Source organism: Streptomyces sp. NPDC050997, from assembly GCF_040660135.1.
GTDB lineage: Bacteria > Actinomycetota > Actinomycetes > Streptomycetales > Streptomycetaceae > Streptomyces.
In genome coordinates this window covers 524,737-543,651 of the sequence record NZ_JBFAGK010000001.1, presented here as the reverse complement: position 1 = coordinate 543,651, position 18,915 = coordinate 524,737, and the positions used below count along the sequence as shown (strand labels likewise).

Annotated in this window: 12 protein-coding genes; 10 read left to right on the top strand and 2 right to left on the bottom strand. The window is 67.4% G+C overall.

Features of this window, described 5'->3' with window-relative positions; genetic code table 11:
• Positions 1-218: 218 nt before the first annotated feature.
• Genes AB0H86_RS02330 through AB0H86_RS02310 form a run of 5 tightly spaced genes read left to right on the top strand, consistent with a single transcriptional unit; the run spans position 219 to position 6,556 of the window.
• On the top strand, positions 219-1,214 hold the full coding sequence (locus AB0H86_RS02330; RefSeq protein ID WP_362431903.1) for an ABC transporter permease subunit: 996 nt from the start codon (positions 219-221) through the stop codon (positions 1,212-1,214).
• Complete coding sequence (locus AB0H86_RS02325) at positions 1,208-2,089, top strand: carbohydrate ABC transporter permease (RefSeq protein ID WP_362431901.1); 882 nt, start codon at positions 1,208-1,210, stop codon at positions 2,087-2,089. The genes AB0H86_RS02330 and AB0H86_RS02325 overlap by 7 nt, the downstream gene beginning before the upstream one ends.
• A gap of 57 nt (positions 2,090-2,146) precedes the next feature.
• Complete coding sequence (locus tag AB0H86_RS02320; protein WP_362431898.1) at positions 2,147-3,817, top strand: extracellular solute-binding protein; 1,671 nt, start codon at positions 2,147-2,149, stop codon at positions 3,815-3,817.
• Positions 3,818-3,857: 40 nt separating this feature from the next.
• Positions 3,858-4,541: a hypothetical protein gene (locus tag AB0H86_RS02315; RefSeq protein ID WP_362431895.1), complete on the top strand. Its 684-nt coding sequence runs from the start codon at positions 3,858-3,860 to the stop codon at positions 4,539-4,541.
• The gene (locus tag AB0H86_RS02310; RefSeq protein ID WP_362431893.1) at positions 4,538-6,556 is read left to right on the top strand and encodes a beta-galactosidase; all 2,019 of its coding nucleotides are present in this window, start codon (positions 4,538-4,540) and stop codon (positions 6,554-6,556) included. Before AB0H86_RS02315 ends, AB0H86_RS02310 begins: the two co-directional genes overlap by 4 nt.
• Here the strand turns inward: AB0H86_RS02310 and AB0H86_RS02305 are convergent.
• Positions 6,550-8,604: an alpha-glucuronidase gene (locus AB0H86_RS02305; RefSeq protein WP_362431891.1), complete on the bottom strand. Its 2,055-nt coding sequence runs from the start codon at positions 8,602-8,604 to the stop codon at positions 6,550-6,552. The genes AB0H86_RS02310 and AB0H86_RS02305 overlap by 7 nt on opposite strands.
• Before the next feature lie 20 nt (positions 8,605-8,624).
• The gene (locus AB0H86_RS02300) at positions 8,625-12,377 is read right to left on the bottom strand and encodes a GH92 family glycosyl hydrolase (RefSeq protein WP_362432255.1); all 3,753 of its coding nucleotides are present in this window, start codon (positions 12,375-12,377) and stop codon (positions 8,625-8,627) included.
• Between the two features lie 462 nt (positions 12,378-12,839).
• Here AB0H86_RS02300 and ngcE point away from each other — a divergent pair, with 462 nt between their 5' ends.
• The 5 genes from ngcE to AB0H86_RS02275 all read left to right on the top strand — a co-directional run bounded on the left by ngcE (position 12,840) and on the right by AB0H86_RS02275 (position 18,783).
• Entirely contained in the window at positions 12,840-14,294 is a 1,455-nt protein-coding gene (gene ngcE / locus AB0H86_RS02295; RefSeq protein ID WP_362431889.1) for an N-acetylglucosamine/diacetylchitobiose ABC transporter substrate-binding protein, read from the top strand.
• 16 nt (positions 14,295-14,310) lie between these two features.
• Positions 14,311-15,237, top strand: a complete 927-nt coding sequence (locus tag AB0H86_RS02290) for a sugar ABC transporter permease (protein ID WP_362431887.1) — start codon at positions 14,311-14,313, stop codon at positions 15,235-15,237.
• Between the two features lie 5 nt (positions 15,238-15,242).
• Entirely contained in the window at positions 15,243-16,166 is a 924-nt protein-coding gene (locus AB0H86_RS02285; protein ID WP_362431884.1) for a carbohydrate ABC transporter permease, read from the top strand.
• A gap of 183 nt (positions 16,167-16,349) precedes the next feature.
• Positions 16,350-17,549, top strand: a complete 1,200-nt coding sequence (locus AB0H86_RS02280; RefSeq protein WP_362432253.1) for an ROK family transcriptional regulator — start codon at positions 16,350-16,352, stop codon at positions 17,547-17,549.
• A 133-nt stretch (positions 17,550-17,682) separates the two neighbouring features.
• A complete protein-coding gene (locus AB0H86_RS02275; RefSeq protein ID WP_362432251.1) occupies positions 17,683-18,783 on the top strand; it encodes a substrate-binding domain-containing protein in 1,101 nt (366 codons plus the stop codon).
• Positions 18,784-18,915 lie beyond the last annotated feature (132 nt).

The window sequence follows — 18,915 nt, the reverse complement described above, 5'->3', positions numbered from 1 at the left end:
TCAGAAGTCAGAAAGTTCCGACGTCACCACGCCGATCCCTTCATCCCTTCCACCCTCGCCCCGTGGTGAATCCAGGGCGGCACAACCGTCTCACCGCCCAACCTTCCCTTCTGCAGCCCCCATTGACAGCGCTTTCTGCTGCCCCTAAGTTGCCGCGAAGTTACCGGTAAGAGCTCGAAAGTTTCGGTTCCGCGTCCCATGCCACGGGAGGCCCGAGCATGAGCACGTCCACCACATCGGCCCCACCGCCGGGCACCCAGGACCCGCCACCGGCCAGAGCAGCACCCCGTCGCCGCGCACGGACACCCGCGCGCCCCGGCTGGCGGCGGGCACTGCGCCGGGACTGGCAGCTGTACTCGCTCGCCGTACTGCCCCTGCTGTTCTTCCTCGTCTTCCGCTATCTGCCGATGATCGGCAACGTGATCGCCTTCCGGCGCTTCGAGCCGGGCGGTTCGATGTTCGGCGAGCAGTGGGTGGGTCTGCGTTATGTCGAGATGTTCCTCAGCGATCCCACCTTCTGGCAGGTCTTCCGCAACACCCTGTGGCTCGGCGGGCTGACGCTCGTCTTCTGCTTCCCGATCCCGATCGTGCTGGCGCTGCTGCTCAACGAGGTGCGCAGACGGTCGCTGAAGCGGTTCGTGCAGTCGGTGTCGTACCTTCCGCACTTTCTGTCGATCGTGATCGTCGCGGGCGTCACGATGCAGATGCTCGCCACGGACGGCCCGGTCAACCTCGTCCTCGGCTGGTTCGGCCACGACCCGATCCGGTTCATCCAGGAACCGGAGTGGTTCCGCACGATCTACGTCGGCTCGGAGATCTGGCAGACCGCCGGCTGGGGCACGATCCTCTACCTCGCCGCGCTCACCACGATCGACGAGGACCTGTACGAGGCCGCGCGCATCGATGGCGCCAACCGCTGGCAGCAGATCTGGCACGTCACCCTGCCCGGCATCCGCCCCACCATGGTCACGCTGCTGATCCTCAACATCGGCACGTTCATGGCGGTCGGCTTCGAGAAGGTCCTGCTGCTGTACAACCCGCTGACCTACCAGACCTCCGACGTGATCTCCACGTACGTCTACCGGACCGGTGTCGAGTCCAACAGCTTCAGCTACGCCGCCGCCATCGGTCTGTTCGAGGCGGTCATCGGCCTGGTCCTGATCACGTCCGCCAACACGCTCTCGCGCCGCACAGTGGGGACCAGCCTGTGGTGAGTGTCAACCGGCCCACGCGCGGCTATCGCGTCTTCCAGGGCGTCAACGGGGTGATCCTCACTCTCGTGGTGGTCGTGACCCTGTACCCCTTCGTCAACATCGTCGCGAGGTCCTTCAGCGGGGAGCGTCAGATCCGGGCCGGTGAAGTCACCTTGTGGCCCAAGGGGTTCAACCTCACCACGTACAAGATCGTGTTCCAGGACACGATGTTCTGGCGGAACTACGGCAACACCGTGCTCTACACGGTCGTGTCGACCGCCGTCGCCATGGTGCTGACGACCTGTTACGCCTACGTCCTGTCGAAGAAGCACCTCAAGGGCCGCACCGCGCTCGTCGGCGTCGCCGTGTTCACCATGTTCTTCACCGGCGGACTGATCCCCAACTATGTCCTGGTCACCACCCTCGGCCTGAAGAACGGCGTCTGGGCCATCGCGCTGCCCAACGCGATCAGCGTCTTCAACCTGCTGGTGATGAAGGCCTTCTTCGAGAACCTGCCGACCGACCTGGAGGAGGCCGCGCAGCTCGACGGTCTGAGCACCTACGGCATCCTGCTCAGGATCGTGCTGCCGCTGTCCAAGGCGGTCGTCGCGACGATGCTGCTCTTCTACACGGTCTCCTTCTGGAACTCCTGGTTCAGCGCGTTCCTCTACATGGACCAGACGGACCTGATGCCGGTCACCGTCTATCTGCGCAATCTCATCCAGGGTGCCACCGGCGGCGGCAACGCCGGTGCCGGCACGGAGCAGCTCAGTCAGGTCGGGGCGAACATCCAGGCGGTCACCATCGTGCTCACCGCGCTGCCGATCCTCTGCGTGTATCCGTTCGTCCAGCGCTACTTCGTCTCGGGCGTGATGCTCGGCGCGGTCAAGGGCTGAGGGCCAAGACAGATCTGACGCTACGTCAATTCACTTACGGTACAAGGGAGTATCTCCGTGAAGAACGCAGGGCAGAAGAACACCGGCCAACTGTCCCGTCGGCAGATCCTCTCCGCCGCGGGCTTCGTCGGCCTCGCCGCCCTCACCGGCTGCGGCAGCGGCGACGACGGCGGGGACAGCAAGGACCTGTCCAAGAAGCAGAACGGCGCGATGAAGAACTACCGCGCCGGCCAGCAGTTCAAGGCGGCCAAGCCGCTGTCCTTCTCGCTCCTGCACAACAACAACCCGGTCTACCCGTTGAAGAGCGGCTGGCTGTTCTGGAAGGAGGTCACCCAGCGCACCGGGATCACCCTGAAGCCCCTCGACGTCCCGCTGGCGGACTACGAGAAGAAGCGCAGCGTCCTCATCGGCGCGGGCGACGCCCCCTTCCTGATCCCCAAGACGTACCACCCCTCCGAGGCCGCGTTCGTGTCCTCGGGCGCGATCCTCCCGGTCAGCGACTACGTCCACCTGATGCCCAACTTCCAGGACAAGGTGCGGAAGTGGAAGCTCGAACCCGAGCTCGACTCCATACGCCAGTCCGACGGGAAGTACTACCTGTTGCCCGGACTGCACGAGAAAGTCAAGTCCGGCTACTCGCTGTCCTTCCGCACGGACGTCCTCGACAAGCATGGCCTGACCCTGCCCACCACCTGGGACGAGGTGTACGAGGTTCTCAAGGCGCTCAAGGCGGAGTATCCCGACAAGTACCCCTGGACCGACCGCTGGAGCACCAACACCCCCTTCCCGTGCGGCGCGTTGTTCAGCTACCTCGGCCAGGCGTACGGGGTCAAGGCGGGCTGGTCGTACGACAACATCGGCTTCGACACCGAGGCGAAGAAGTTCGTCTTCACCGCGGCGACGGACACCTGGCGCCAGATGGTCGAGTACCTGAGAAAGATCGTCGCCGAGAAGCTTCTCGACCCGGAGAGCTTCACCCAGCAGGACGACCAGGCGGTACAGAAGCTGCTGGCCGAGAAGTCCTACGTGATCAGCGCCAACCCGCAGGAACTGGTGCAGAACTACCGCTACAACCTGGAGAAGCAGGTCGAGGGCGCGAAGATCGAGATGGTGCCGGTGCCGCTCGGTCCGGCGGGCCCGGTGGTGATCGGCGGCAACCGCCTGGAGAACGGCGTCATGATCTCCAGCAAGGCCCTCAAGAGCGACACCTTCGTCGCGATGATGCAGTTCGTCGACTGGCTCTGGTACTCGGACGAAGGACAGAAGCTGTGCAAGTGGGGTGTCAAGGGCACCACTTACACCGAGTCCGGCGGTCAGTACAAGCTGGAGCCCGGCATCTCCCTCATGGGCTCCGACCCGGACGCCCCGAAGGACCTGCAGAAGGACTACGGCTTCTTCAACGGCGTCTTCACCTACGGCGGCAGCTGGGACCTGGTCTCCTCCTCGTTCAGCCCGGACGAGAAGAAGTTCCAGGACGCCATGGCCCAGCGCAAGGAGCTGCCGATCGATCCGGCCCACCCGCTGCAGTCCGTGGAGCAGGAACAGGCGACGCTCTGGGAGACGCCTCTCAAGGACCACGCCATCCAGAACACCCTCAAGTTCGTCCTCGGCAAGCGCCCGCTGTCCGAATGGGACGCGTACGTCGCCGAGTTGAAGGCCAAGAACATGCAGCAGCTCGTCGACACGCACAACAAGGCGTACGACCGCTTCCAGAAGGACAACGGGTGATCCGCGTGCCCGCCGAGCCGAGCGGAAGGGATCACACGCGGTGAGCACACCTCAGGCCACCGCCTTCGGTGACGGCCCCCTCTCCCGCGCCGCCGCGCTGATCCACACCCTGGTCACCGTCGAGGCCCTGCTGCTCGGCGCGGCCGCACCGGGCCTGGCCGGGCTGCTGGTCGTGGGCACCGACCCGGCCAACCTGCCGCTGGCCGCCGTATGCCTGCTGCCCCTCGGCCCGGCCCTGTCCGCCGCCCTGTACGCACTCCACCACCGCGACCGCGACCTCACCGACCTCCACCCGGCCCGCACCTACTGGCGCGGCTGGCGCCTCAACGCGCTCCCGGCCCTGAAGCTGTGGACGCCGCTGCTCGCCTGGCTCACCGTGATCGCCTTCACCCTGACCCACTTCTCCGCCACCGCACTGCCCGGCTGGTGGGCCGTCCTGCTCGCGGTCATCGGCTTCGGCTCGCTCCTGTGGGGCGCGCACGCGCTCGTGCTCACCTCGCTGTTCGCGTTCCGCGCCCGGGACACCGCCCGCCTCGCCGGGTACTTCCTGATCCGCCGCGGCGGTGTCACCCTCCGCGCCGCCTCGCTGCTCGTCCTCACGGGCGCCATGACCGCCCTGCTGACCGAGGCCCTGCCCGCCCTGCTGGCCGCCCCGCTGCTGCTGTCCCTGCTGCACAGCGGCAGGCCGGTGATCGCCGAGACCCAGGAGGACTTCACCGTATGACCCCGCCCCGCACCCCGAAGATCCCCTACGGCGGCGACTACAACCCCGAGCAGTGGCCACAGGAGGTGTGGGACGAGGACCACCGCCTGTTCACCCGGGCCGGCATCGACACCCTCACCGTCGGCGTCTTCTCCTGGTCGCTGACCCAACCGGCCGAGGACACCTACGACTTCACGGTCCTCGACCGGGTCCTCGACCGGGCGGCCGCTGAGGGACGGCAGGTCTGCCTGGCCACCGGCACGGCGGCCCTCCCGCCGTGGCTCGCCAAGAAGTACCCGGAGGTCAACCGCACCGACTTCGAGGGCCGTCGGCACCGCTACGGCCAGCGCCACAACTTCTGCCCCAGCTCACCGGCGTACCGCCGACTGTCCACCTCGCTGGCCGCACGGCTGGCCGAACGGTACGCGGACCACCCGGCGTTGCTGGCCTGGCACATCAACAACGAGTACGGCGGCACCTGTTACTGCGAGCTGTGCGCCGACGCGTTCAGGAGTTGGCTCCGCGAGAGGTACGCGACCCTCGACGCCCTCAACGACGCCTGGTACACGACCTTCTGGTCGCACCGCTACACCGACTGGGACGAGATCGAGCCCCCGAACGCCCTCACCGAACACTGGCGCGGCCCCGACCACACCGCCTTCCAGGGCACCACCCTCGACTACTTCCGCTTCACCACCGACGCCCTGCTCGGCTGCTTCCTCGCCGAGAAGGAGGTGATCCGCGCCCATGACCAGGACACCCCCGTCACCACCAACTTCATGGGCATGTTTCGCCCCCTCGACTACCACCGCTGGGCGCCCCACCTCGACTTCGCGTCCTGGGACAGCTACCCGCCCCTCGACGCGCCGCCCACCTGGCCCGCCCTCGCCCACGACCTGATGCGCGGCCTCAAGGACGGCGCCCCCTTCTGGCTGATGGAACAGACCCCCTCCACCACCGCCTGCCGGGACGTCAACCCGCTGCGGCGACCGGGCGAACTCCGTCTCGCCACCTTCCAGGCCGTCGCCCACGGCGCCGACGCGGCCCTCTACTTCCAGATGCGCGCCTCGCGCGGCGCCTGCGAGAAGTACATCGGGGCGGTGATCGGCCACGCGGGCCGCGACGACACCCGAGTCTTCCGTGAAGTGACGGACCTGGGGCGGGAGTTGGAGCTGCTGGGCAGCGCGACCCTGGGCGCCCGCACCCCCGCCCGCACCGCCCTGCTCTTCGACTGGGACAGCTGGTGGGCCCTGGAGATCTCCGACGGCCCGTCCCGACCGGTCCGCTACCAGGACACCGTCCACGCCTACTACCGGGCCGCCCGCGAGGCCGGCGCCGACGTGGACGTGATCCCGCAGACCGCCGACCTCACCCCGTACGACGTGGTGCTCGCGCCCGTCCTGCACATGGTCAAGGGCGATCTGGCCGCCCGCCTCGAAACGGTCGCCGCACGCGGCGGCACGGTCCTGTCGACCTTCCTCTCCGGCCGCGTCGACGAACACGACCTGGCCTTCCTCACCGATGTCCCCGGTCCGCTCGCCCCCCTGATGGGTATCCGCGTCGACGAATGGGACTCCCGCCCCCAGGACGTCGTACAGCCCGTCGAGCTGGGGGAGTCGAGCTACTCGGCGCGGCTGGTCTTCGAGATCGTGCAGCCGCGCGGCGCCGAGCCGGTCGGCACCTACGGCGCCGACTTCTACGCGGGCACCCCCGCCGTGACCCGGAACCGGTTCGGCGAGGGCGAGGGCTGGTACGTCGCCACCGCCCTCGACCAGCCGGGCGTCGACCAGGTCGTCCGGGAGATCCTCGCCCGCCACGACCTGATCGGCCCGTACTCCGACCACCCGACCGTCGAGTCCGCGACCCGTGTCGCCCCCGACGGGACCCGCCTCCTCTTCCTCCTCAACCACGCCCCCGAACCGGCCCGCCTGACCGCCCACGCCACCGCCACCGACCTGCTCACCGGCAAACGGGTCGACCAGGGCGAGCCACTCACCCTCGACCCGCTCGGCACAGTGATCCTGCGGTTTCAGTAGATGCGACGCCCATGTGCGTCGGGCACATGCGACTTGCGGAAGAAGTAACTGTTGATCTGATCGCGCCACTCGCGGGCACTCCGGAGCTGCTCCTCGTACCGCTCCGCGACCCGCGCGTGGCGTGCCGGATCGACCAGACCCGCCAGCGAGGCCCACACCTCCCGCGCCTCCGCCACCTCCTCCACGCCCTCGAAGTGCGTGTCGTAGATGTGCTGGATCACTGTCTTCCCGCTCTTCAACATCTGCTCGTACGCCATGTGGTGGAAGAACAGCAGCAGTTCGTCGGGGCAGGTGTCCGGCGACTCGTACACCTCGGCCCAGGGCTTGGCGTACTGCCCCGCGTAGCCCGTCCCGGTCGCCGCACTCCGGTCGACACCGATGCCGTCCCGGTCGGCGAAGTGGTAGGTCCCCCAGGGGCTGTACTCGTAGCCGTCGACGCTCGGGCCGTAGTGATGGCCGGGCTGCACCATGAAGCCCACCCCGAGCGGCGCGGTGTACTTCTCGTACGTCCGCCACGAACCGTCGAGAACCGCGTGGAGCCCTGCCTCCAACCGGGCGGGGTCGGAGGTCGCGCCGGGCGTGAAGGTGAGCCGGATCCACTCGTCGAGGACGGCACCGGGATCCGCGTCCGGCCGCCAGGCCAGCCGTCCGAAGGTGTACAGGTTCGCCTGGGCGAGGGGATGCCCGGTCCAGAACGGGTCGTCGCCGACATTGGACACCGCCACCAGCCCGCCCCGCGCCAGCGCCCCGACCGGGTCCTGGCCGTCCGGCCGGAACCGCAGCACCTCGCTCCACATCGGCCCGAGCCAGCACACGTGCCGCTGCTGCCCGGTGTACTCCTGGGTGGCCTGCACCTCCACTGCCAGCCGGGTCCGCGGCATCGCGCCGATCAGCGGTGACACCGGTTCGCGTACCTGGAAGTCCAGCGGGCCGTGCTTCACCTGGAGGACCGCGTTGGCGGCGAACTCCCCGTCCAGCGGCGTGAAATGGTCGTACGCGGCCCGCGCCCGGTCCGTCGTCCGGTCCCGCCAGTCCTGCCGGTGGTCGTAGACGAAGGCCCGCCAGTGCACGGTCCCGCCGTACCCCGCGGCGGAGCCGCTGTCAGCTGCGGCGAGCGCGGCGGCCAGCATGTTCGCGCCGTCCGCGTGGCTGCGCCCGTACGCGAAGGGACCCGGCTGCCCCTCCGAGTCGGCCTTCACCACGTATCCGCCGAAGTCCGGTATCGCCTCGTACACCCGCTCGGTCGCCTCGGCCCACCAGCCGCGCACCGCCTCGTCCAGCGGGTCCGCCGTCGGGAGTCCGCCGAGCACCATGGGCGCGGCGAAGCCGACCGAGAGATGGGTCCTGATCCCGTACGGCCGCAACGCGCCCGCGATGTCGGCGACTTCACCGATCCGGTCCGTGAGCAGGTGTGCCTCGGTCTCGTGCACGTTGACGTTGTTCACCGCCACAGCGTTGATCCCGCAGGCGGCCAGCAGCCGGCCGTAGGCCCGCACCCGGGCCTGCTCCCCGCGCGCCCGGCCGTCCGCCCAGAACAGCGACCCGCCCGCGTAGCCGCGCTCCACCTGGCCCATGACCGGGTGCACGGCCACGTTGTCCCAGTGGTCCACCATCCGCAGCGCCACCGCCGGACGGTGGGTCTGTCGAGCCGGCTCCCCGGCGAAGGCGTCCTCGCCGAGCCGGACGACGTGGAACAGGCCGTACAGCAGCCCGGCCGGCCCGGACGCGGTCACGGTCGTCCGGCCGCGCTCACGCACGAACGTGAAGGCCTCGGAGTCCTCAGAGTTTTCAGAGTCCTCGGGGTCCTCGGAGTCCTCGGCACCGGTCAGTTCCAGCACCAGGTCGTACCCGGGAGCGCCCGGCTCGACGTCGCGTACGACACGACCACCGAACCGGGCGCAGGCCTCGGCCACCTCCCCGTGCACCGTCTCCACCAGCGGCCCCGATCCGCGGATCAGGGTCCGCCTGCCACCGAGCGGCCGAAAGGCCTCCGGTGGCAGCCAGGCCGGGTCGACACCCTCGGGCAGGACGGGCACGGAAAACGGCACGGGACCCCCAACTCGACTGCTCAGACGAGCAGTTCCACCTCCGACACCACCGCCTCGCCATCGACGACCAGACGGTACTTCTCGTAGCTACCCGGGGTTCCCACCGAGAACGCACGTGTCTGTCTGTCCCACGCGAAGGACTGCCCGGAGCGCTTGTCCAGGGTCTTCCACGTGGTCCCGTCGGCGGAGCCCTGGAGCGTCCAGCCGGCCGGTGCCTTCGTGTGGTCCGCCGACGAGGTCAGCGTGTACTGGAGCGCCTTGACCCGCGCGGAGACCGGCAGGTCCACGGCCGACGTCACACTCGCGTCCGTCGCCGACGTGTTGTCGAACAGGGCGCCCTCACCCTTCAGTACGTCCGCACGCGGGGCGGGCGCCTTGTCGTCCTGGGTGATCGACACCGGAGCCGCGTTCTTGCCGGTGCCCCACGACGACGGCTTCGATCCCATGTCGAAGTCGAGGACCCCGCCCTTCGCCAGCAGCGAGTGCGGCAGTGAAGTCGACGTCCATGAACGGCCGTTGACCTTCAGCCCCTGCACGTACACGTTCTTCGCGCTGTTCTTCGGCGCCCTGACGACCAGGTCCCGGCCGTTCTCCAGATGGACCGTCGCCTTGGTGAACAGCGGGGAGCCGACGGCGTATTCGCCGCTGCCCATCACCAGCGGGTAGAAGCCGAGCGCGGAGAACAGGAACCAGGCCGACTGCTCGCCGTTGTCCTCGTCACCGTGATAGCCCTGCCCGATCTCGCTGCCGGTGTACAGCCGCGACAGCACCTCACGCACGTTCCGCTGGGCCTTCCAGGGCTGCCCGGCCGCGTCGTACATGTAGTTGACGTGGTGCGCGACCTGGTTGGAGTGGCCGTACATGCCCATCCGGACGTCCCGCGCCTCCGTCATCTCGTGGATGACGCCGCCGTAGGAGCCGACGAAGTCCGGTGAGGCGGTCTCCGGGGTGGCGAAGTACTCGTCGAGCTTCTCGGCGAGGCCGCCGCGGCCGCCGTAGAGATTGGCGAGGCCCCGGCTGTCCTGCGGCGCGGTGAAGGCGTACCCCCAGCCGTTGGTCTCGGTGTAGTCGTAGCCCCACACCCGCGGGTCGTACGTAGAGGACTCGACGCGCCAGTCGCCCTTCGTGTCCCGGCCCTGGAAGAAGCCGGCCTTGGAGTCGAAGAGGTTCACATAGTCCTGGGCCCGGTTGAGGAAGTAGTCCGACTCCTCCTTGTAGCGCTTCTCGCCGGTCTTCTTGTACAGGGCCTGGCCCATCCTCGCTATGCCGTAGTCGTTGAGGTAGCCCTCGAGCGCCCACGACAGGCCCTCGTGCGTGTCGCTGCTCGTGTAGCCGAGGAAGGGCGAGGTCGCCATGCCCTTGCGGCCGACACCGGGGGAGGGGGGTACGACGGTCGCGTTCTTCAGGGCCGCGTCGTACGCCGACTTCGCGTCGAAGTCGACGCCCTTGACGTACGCGTCCGCGAAGGCCACGTCCGACGAGGTGCCGGTCATCAGGTCCGCGTACCCGGGTGAGGACCAGCGCGAGGTCCAGCCGCCGTCCTTGTACTGCTGGACGAACCCGTCGACCATCTCCCCGGCCTGACCGGGCGTCAGGAGTGAGTAGGCCGGCCAGGTGGTCCGGTAGGTGTCCCAGAAGCCGTTGTTGACGTACACCTTGCCGTCCACGATCTTCGCGCCGGTGTGCGTCGGAGTGTCCGGGCCGGGCATCGGCGAGAACGGGGAGGCGTACTGGTACTTCGAACCCACCTTCTCGAAACCGGAGTTGGGGTACAGATAGAGCCGGTACAGGCTGGAGTACAGCGTGGTCAGCTGGTCCGGCGTCGCCCCCTCCACCTCGACCTTGCCGAGGATCCTGTCCCACTGCTGCTGGGCGCGCGACTTCACCTTCTCGAAGGAGGTGCCGTCCGGGATCTCCTGACGCAGGTTGTCCTTCGCCTGGTCGAGGCTGATGAGCGAGGTCGCCAGGCGCAGGGTGACGGTCCGGTCGGCACCGGCGTCGAAGCGCAGATACCCCTTGACCCCGGCGGCGGACCCGTCGCTCACGGGCTTGTCGAACACGCCGTACACGAAGAGCCGGGTGGCACCGGTCGACAGCCCGGACTTCACGTCCGAGTACCCGGTGACGGTCCCGTTCTCCTTGTCGAGTGTCAGCCCCGCCTGGTCGGTCACGTTGTCGAAGAGCACGCTCGCGTCGTCACCGGGGTAGGTGAACCGGAGCGCCGCCGCGTGGTCGGTCGGCGTCATCTCCGCCTTCAGCCCGTTCTCGAACCGCACCCCGTAGTAGTACGGCCGCGCGGTCTCGTTCTCGTGCCGGAAGGCCAGCTCGCGCGCCTCACGCCCGGTGTCCGGGGTGCCGGACGCGGCCGACGGCATCACCTGGAAGGTCTGCCGGTCGCCCATCCAGGGGCTCGGCTCATGGCTCGCGCTGAACGCCTGGACGGTCGGTAGGTTGTCCGCGTTGTTGGCCCGTGCGTAGTCGTACAGCCAGCTCAGCGATGACGCGTTGGTCACCGGCGTCCAGAAGTTGAAGCCATGCGGCACCGCCGTCGCCGGGAAGTTGTTGCCCCGCGAGAAACCGCCGCTGGAGTTGGTGCCCCGGGTGGTCAGCGCGTAGTCCGACAGATGGGCCTTCGGCTTCTCGGGAGCGGCCCGCTCGATCGTCACGTCGTCCAGCCAGCCCCGGAACTTCGCCGGACCCTTCGGGGAGTCGTACGCCAGCAGGATCCGGTCGACGGTCTTACCGGCCGCGACCGACCCGATCCGTGAGGCGACGTTGTTCCACTGGTTGACGTAGAGCACCTTGGAGGCGCCCTGCCCCTGCGGTGAGAGTGCGAATCCGTGCTGGTCGGTGGCTTTGAGGCCGCTCAGATAGGTGCCGTCGGTGAAGGCCAGGTCCACGGACACGTTCGTGGCGTCGTAGTCCCGGTCCCCGTCCGCCATCGACGGGAAGATCCGGTAGGAGAGCCGGGTGTCCCGGCCGACCGGCACGTTCACGTCGAAGACCTTGTTGTACGAGTAGGCCCGCCCGTCCGCCGTATGCCGTCCGGCGTAACGCAGGGCCCTCTTTCCGGTGAAGCCGGCGCCCGACTTCGCGGTGGGCGATCCGCTCGGGCCGCGGTCGACCAGCGACAGCATGTCCTGCGGAACCGGGCCGTCGTCGCCGCCGGTGGAGAACTGCACGTCGGCGAGTTGCAGGATGCCGTCGGCGCCGTTGTTGCGGGTGATGTCCAGCCGGAAGTGCTGGTACTCGGCGGCGGCCGCCTCCGGGATGTCGTACGTCTTCGTCTGGAATCGCTCGGAGAAGGATTGGTCCGAGCGGGTGTCGAGGGTCTTCCAGTCCTTGCCGTCGGTGGAGCCCTTGAGGGTCCAGTCCTTCGGGTCGCGCTCCTCGGCGTCGTTCGCCGAGGTCAGCGCGTACCGGACCACCTTCACCGGTTTGTCCAGGTCGAACTCGGCCCAGCCGGTGGACTCGAAGGCCAGCCACTTGGTGCCGGGTTCGCCGTCGACGAGGTTGTCCTTCACCTCGCCGCCGCCGGTGTTCTCGGCGCTCGCCCGGACGTCGGTGACGTGGTCGGTCACATTGCCGGGGATGCCGGTGCTGTAGCCGCCGTCGACGCCGGAGGCGCGTTTGCCGCCGTCCGGTGCCGTGTCGACGGTGTTGAGCCAGTCGGGTGCCGGATCGTCCGCCTCGAAGGAGGACGCGAACCCCCGGTCGGCGGCCGCGGGCGCCTGCGGAAAGGCGACCGCCGCCCCCTGGGACCCCACCGCCAATGCGAAGGCGGCCGTCAACGCGACCGCCGAACCCCGCCCACCCGTTGAAACACGTCTGTGCCGAACCCTGTGCTGCTGCATACGCGAGCAACCCCTCCTGCGCTGCGGACAACGTTGTCAACTTCTCTGCGCAAGGACCAGTAGTTGCTCAAGTGGGCAGTGTTGTCAAGGGTGTTGACTGTGGCATTCGAGGCCTATGTCAGGGATTTTTCCGGCAAGCGGCGCACAGGGCGCTCATATTTCCGCGAGGTCTCAACTCGGAAAAGACCGATGGTCAACCTTGCGTACGATCTTGCTCCGTTGGCAGGAAGTGGACTATACCTGTCGGCGATTCACACGATCCGCACGGCATGATCGAACTCGCACGATCCGCACTTCCCGCACGACCCTGCTTGACCTGACCGCGGTGCCCGGGAGGATCCGGTTCACCGCCTGAGTCCTGGAGAAGGCGAGGACTTGAGCATGGGATCCACTTCCGCCGAGAACAACGGCACCGGTGGCGTCGGCCGCCGCGATCTGATCAAGCGGTCCGCCGCATTGGGCCTGATCGCAGTCCCCACGATGAGCTTCCTTTCGGCGTGCGCCAGCAGTGGCGGCGACGACAGTGGCGACAAGGCCAAGGCCGGCAAGAAGACCGCGAAGAACCCGCTGGCCGTGAACGAGACCGCGGGAATGGAATTCGTCCTGTTCGACGGCGGCTTCGGCAAGGAGTACGCCCAGGACGCCGTGAAGATCTACCAGAAGGACTTCCCCAAGGCCAAGGTGAAGTTCGCCGCCACCCAGAAGATCCAGTCCACCCTCCAGCCCCGCTTCAACCAGGGCACCCCGCCGGACCTCATCGACAACTCCGGCGCAGAGCAGATGGACATGGGCGTCCTGGCCGGAAAGAACCAGCTCGCCGACCTCACCCCGCTGCTGGACGCCGCGTCCTACGACGACCCGAACAAGAAGGTCCGTGACACGCTGCGTCCCGGCATCGTGGAGATGGGCCAGCTCGACGGCGACCCGGTCTGGATCATGTACTACGCCTACACGGTGTACGGCGTCTGGTACTCGCAGAAGGCGCTGGACTCCCTCGACGCCACATATCCCGAGACCTGGGACCAGATGCTCGCGGTGTGCGAGAAGGCCAAGAAGAAGGGCATGGCCGGCTGGACGTACGCGGGCAAGTACCCGTACTACCTCCCCTTCTCGCTCTACGCGATGATCGGCAAGGTGGGCGGTGTCGAGGTGCTCGACGCCATCGACAACCTGGAGCCGAACGCCTGGAAGCACCCGGCGGTCAAGGCGTGTTTCGACGCCTACTACGAGCTCTACAAGAAGGGCTACATCCTCAAGGGCACGCCCGGTCTGGACCACATCCAGTCGCAGACCGCGTGGGCCAAGGGCAAGGCGCTGTTCATCCCGAACGGCTCCTGGGTGGAGAACGAGTCGGCGAACGTCATCCCGAAGGACTTCGACCTGGCGGTCTCCGCGCCCACCGGTATCGACTCCTCCGACAAGCTGCCCTTCGGCACCATCTGGGCCTCCGGCGGCGAGCCCTTCATCGTCCCCGCCAAGGCGAAGAACGGCGCGGGCGGCATGGAGCAGCTGCGCATCATGCTCAGCGAGGCGTCCTCGAAGAACTTCACCAGCAAGGTCAAGTCGCTGACCGCGTTCAACGGCGGCACCGAGGGCATCACCCTCACCCCGGGCCTCAAGTCCGGCGTCGCGGCGCTGGAGAAGGCCGGCAGCAATGTGGTGAATCCGCGGATGCAGGACTGGTACGTGCAACTCCAGAAGGAGAAGATCGGGGTCTCCGGCCTCGGCGAGATGATGGCCGGCCGCCTTACTCCGGCCGAGGCCATCAAGAAGATCCAGGCTTACGCCGACGAGACCGCCAAGGACAGCTCGATCAAGCACTACAAGCACCAGTAGACGAACCGGAGAATCGATGCAGCACGGCAAGTACCGGTTCATCGTGGGGTTTCTGGCGCTGCCCCTCGGACTGTACGCGCTCTTCGTGGTCTGGCCGTTCATCCAGTCCATCTACTACTCGTTCACGGACTGGACCGGCCTGAGCCCCGAATTCAAGATGGTCGGCCTGGACAATTACCGGAGGATGCTGGACGACGAGATCTTCTGGAAGTCCTTGCAGCACAGCTTGATGTTCGCGGTCGTGCTGCCCATCGTGACGATCAGCCTGGCGCTGTTCTTCGCCTTCATGATCAATGTCGGTGGGCGCAGAAGGAGGGGCGGGCCGGTCATTTCCGGTGTCCGGGGCTCTTCCTTCTACAAGATCGTCTACTTCTTCCCGCAGGTGCTCTCGATCGCGATCGTCGCTCTGCTGTTCGCTTTCGCGTACAACCCGGACAGTGGCGCCATCAACTCACTGCTGCGCGGGATCGGCCTCGACAGCGTCCAGCCGCTCTGGCTGGGCGACCCGAGCCTGGCCCTGTGGTGCGTGATGGCGGTGCTCGTCTGGTCCACGGTCGGCTTCTTCGTGGTCCTCTTCTCCGCCGGGATGGCCTCCATCCCGGCGGACCTCTACGAGGCCGCGCTGCTCGACGGGGCCGGCCGTGCCGCCACGTTCTTCCGGATCACCCTGCCGCTGCTGTGGGACACCGTGCAGTCCGGCTGGGTCTACATGGGCATCCTCGCCCTGGGCGCCGAGTCGTTCGCGGTCGTACAGATCATGACGACCGGGCCGGGCGGTCCCGACTACTCGACCACCGTCATGGTCCTGTACGTGTACCAGAAGGCGTTCCGCGACGGGCAGGCCGCCTATGCCACCACCATCGGCGTCGCCCTGCTCGTCGTCACGCTGGCCTTCGCCGCCCTCGTGATGCGGCTCGGACGGCGCGAGCGGCTGGAGTACTGATCAGAATGAAGACGACCGAGCCCCCCGCCCCCCTGCCGGCCGAGTCCGGTGTGCCCGTCGCCAAGGTCGACGTCCCGGCCGGCCCCTCCCGGAAGGAGAAGAAGGAGGGCGGCGTCCTCAACGCCTTCTCGCACGGGATCCTGGTCCTCTGGGCGATCATGGTCGTGCTGCCGCTGGTGTGGGCGTTCATGACGTCCTTCAAGAGCGACAGCGCCATTTTCGGCTCGCCCTGGTCGCTGCCGGACAAGCTGCACTTCGACAACTGGTCGCGGGCCTGGACCGAGGCCAACATGAGCGACTACTTCCTCAACACCATCCTGGTGGTGGGGGGTTCGCTCATCGGCACCCTGGTGCTCGGCTCGATGGCGGCGTACGTGCTGGCCCGCTTCGACTTCCCGGGCAACCGGTTCATCTACTTCCTGTTCATCGGCGGCATGAGCTTCCCGATCATGCTGGCGCTGGTCCCGCTGTTCTACGTCGTGAACAACATGGGTCTGCTGAACACGATCCACGGGCTGATCCTGGTCTACATCGCCTACTCGCTGCCGTTCACGGTGTTCTTCCTGACCGCGTTCTTCCGCACCCTGCCGACCTCCATCGCGGAGGCGGCGTTCGTGGACGGGGCCTCGCACTCCAGGACGTTCTTCCAGATCATGCTGCCGATGGCCAAGCCCGGCCTGATCAGCGTGGGGATCTTCAACTTCCTGGGGCAGTGGAACCAGTACATGCTGCCGACCGTGCTGAACACCGACCCGGACAAACGCGTCCTCACCCAGGGTCTGGTCCAGCTGGCGGTGAGCCAGGGGTACAAGGGCGACTGGTCAGGTCTGTTCGCGGGCCTGGTCATGGCGATGCTGCCGGTGCTCGCGGCGTACATCGTCTTCCAGCGTCAGGTGGTGCAGGGGCTGACCGCCGGTGCCCTGAAGTAACCGCTCGACCACGGTGCGCGGCGCCGCTCCCGGTTTCTCGGGGGCGGCGTTCGCGCGTGTGTCCGCGCACCCGGATGCGGCTCAACCTCTTGACGGGAGGCAACCCGAACGGCTCAGCTTAGAGTTCACTAGTTGGACATAGACGGGGCCTCATTGAAGCGGTCCCGCGCGCAGGAGGTCGTCGTGGAGACTCCGGGTTCGCAGTCGTCGCTGCACCGAGCCAACCTGGAACGTGTCGTACGAGCCGTGCGGCTGGCCGGGTCCCTCACGCAGGCGGAGATCGCGCGGACGACGGGCCTGTCCGCGGCGACCGTCTCCAACATCGTGCGCGAGCTCAAGGGCAGCGGAACCGTCGAGGTCACGCCCACCTCGGCGGGCGGCCGAAGGGCCCGCAGCGTCTCCCTGAGCGGCGACGCCGGCATCGTCATAGGGGTCGATTTCGGGCACACCCATCTGCGGGTGGCGGTCGGGAACCTGGCCCATCAGGTGCTGGCCGAGGAGTCCGAGCCGCTGGATGTGGACGCCTCCGCGGCGCAGGGCTTCGATCGGGCGGAACAGCTGGTCACCCGGTTGATCGAGGCCACCGGAGTGGATCGCTCCAAGATCGCCGGCGTGGGGCTCGGCGTCCCCGGCCCGATCGACGTGGAGTCCGGCACCCTCGGCTCGAGCGCCATCCTTCCCGGCTGGGCCGGCACCAGGCCCGCCGAGGAGCTGCACGGCCGGCTCGGCGTGCCTGTTCACGTGGACAACGACGCCAATCTCGGCGCCCTGGGCGAGCTGGTCTGGGGGAGTGGCCGGGGGGTGCGCGACCTGGCCTACATCAAGGTGGCGAGCGGGGTCGGAGCGGGCCTGGTGATCAGCGGGAAGATCTACCGCGGCCCAGGTGGCACCGCGGGAGAAATAGGACATATTACACTTGATGAGTCCGGCCCGGTCTGCCGTTGCGGAAACCGGGGCTGCCTGGAGACCTTCGCGGCCGCGCGCTATGTGCTTCCGCTGCTCCAGTCCAGTCACGGCACCGATCTGACGATGGAAGGCGTGGTGCGACTGGCGCGGGACGGAGACCCTGGCTGTCGTCGGGTGATCGCCGACGTCGGCCGCCATATCGGCAGTGGAGTCGCCAATCTCTGCAATCTGCTGAACCCGAGCCGGGTGGTCCTGGGCGGTGATCTCGCCGAGGCCGGTGAGCTGGTGCTCGGGCCGATCAGGGAGTCCGTGGGCCGCTATGCGATCCCCAGTGCGGCACGCCAGCTCTCCGTTCTCCCGGGGGCCCTTGGTGGCCGTGCGGAAGTGCTTGGAGCGCTCGCTCTCGCGCTCAGCGAGATGGGTGATTCAACCCTTTTGGACGGCACGCTGCATGCGGCGACACCCGCCTTCACTTAGAGAACGGATGGCACCGTTGCCAACCCGTTAAGGATTTACTTCTTGACGTCGCACGTGTGGCCGAGTTGACTTCCAGCCACCTCGGCCGCAACGACGCGGCCTCGTCAGGGAGGTTTCTGAAGTGAATACGCGTATGCGTCGTGCCGCTGTTGCCGTCGCCGCCAGTGCCATGGCGGTTTCGCTGGCCGCCTGTGGCAGCGCCAAGGAGTCCGGAGACAAGGCCGAGGCCTCGGGCTCCGCATCGAAGAGCGACAACATCAAGGTCGGTCTGCTCCTTCCGGAGAACAAGACCGCCCGGTACGAGAAGTTCGACAAGCCCCTGATCGAGAAGAAGATCAAGGAGCTCACGGACAACAAGGCCGAAGTCCTGTACAACAACGCGCGGCAGGACGCGAGCCTGCAGTCCCAGCAGGTCGACACGATGATCACCAACAAGGTGGACGTCCTCATCGTGGACGCCGTGGACGCGAAGGCCATCAAGAACTCGGTCCAGAAGGCCGTGGACCAGGGCATCAAGGTCGTCGCCTACGACCGCCTCGCCGAGGGCCCGATCAGCGCCTACACCTCGTTCGACAACGAGGAGGTCGGCAAGACCCAGGGCGCCGCCCTGCTGAAGGCCCTGGGTTCCAAGGCCACCAAGTCCTCCAAGATCGTCATGATCAACGGTTCGGTCACCGACCCGAACGCCGCCCAGTTCAAGGCGGGCGCGCACTCCGCGCTGGACGGCAAGGTCACCGTCGCCAAGGAGTACGACACCAAGGAGTGGTCGCCGGACAACGCCAACTCCGAGATGGAGGCGGCGATCTCCGCGGTCGGCGGGAAGAACATCGCGGGTGTCTACTCCGCGAACGACGGCATGGCCGGCGGTATCATCACCGCCCTCAAGGCCGCCGGTCTCAAGGTCCCCGTCACCGGCCAGGACGCCGAACTCTCCGCCGTGCAGCGGGTCATCGTCGGCGACCAGTACATGAGCGTGTTCAAGTCCTACCCGTCGGAGGCGAGCGTCGCCGGCGAGATGGCCGTCGCGCTGGCCAAGGGCGAGAGCCTGGGCTCCATCGCCAAGGACAAGGTCTCCAGCGGCAGTGCGAAGGACGTCCCGTCCGTGCTGGTCCCGGTCGTCTCGCTGACCAAGGACAACATCAACGACACGGTCATCAAGGAGGGCTACTACACGCCCGCCGAGATCTGCACCGGCAAGTACAAGGCCGCCTGCGACGAGCTCGGCATCAAGTAAGCAGCCTCAAGTCCCCTGTCCGGGTACGGGAGTTCGACCGTGAATCCCCGTACCCGGAAGCTCCCGTAGGGACATGACTGCTCCCCAGTCTCCGCCGGCGCCCCGTACATCAGACAGCCCCGCAAGCTCGTC

What these genes read in the sequence shown, in the direction of transcription:
- AB0H86_RS02330 (WP_362431903.1), top strand. Translation starts at nt 219, where the DNA reads ATGAGCACGTCCACCACATCGGCCCCACCGCCGGGCACCCAGGACCCG.
- AB0H86_RS02310 (WP_362431893.1), top strand. Translation starts at nt 4,538, where the DNA reads ATGACCCCGCCCCGCACCCCGAAGATCCCCTACGGCGGCGACTACAAC.
- ngcE (WP_362431889.1), top strand. Translation starts at nt 12,840, where the DNA reads ATGGGATCCACTTCCGCCGAGAACAACGGCACCGGTGGCGTCGGCCGC.
- AB0H86_RS02290 (WP_362431887.1), top strand. Translation starts at nt 14,311, where the DNA reads ATGCAGCACGGCAAGTACCGGTTCATCGTGGGGTTTCTGGCGCTGCCC.
- AB0H86_RS02285 (WP_362431884.1), top strand. Translation starts at nt 15,243, where the DNA reads ATGAAGACGACCGAGCCCCCCGCCCCCCTGCCGGCCGAGTCCGGTGTG.
- AB0H86_RS02275 (WP_362432251.1), top strand. Translation starts at nt 17,683, where the DNA reads ATGCGTCGTGCCGCTGTTGCCGTCGCCGCCAGTGCCATGGCGGTTTCG.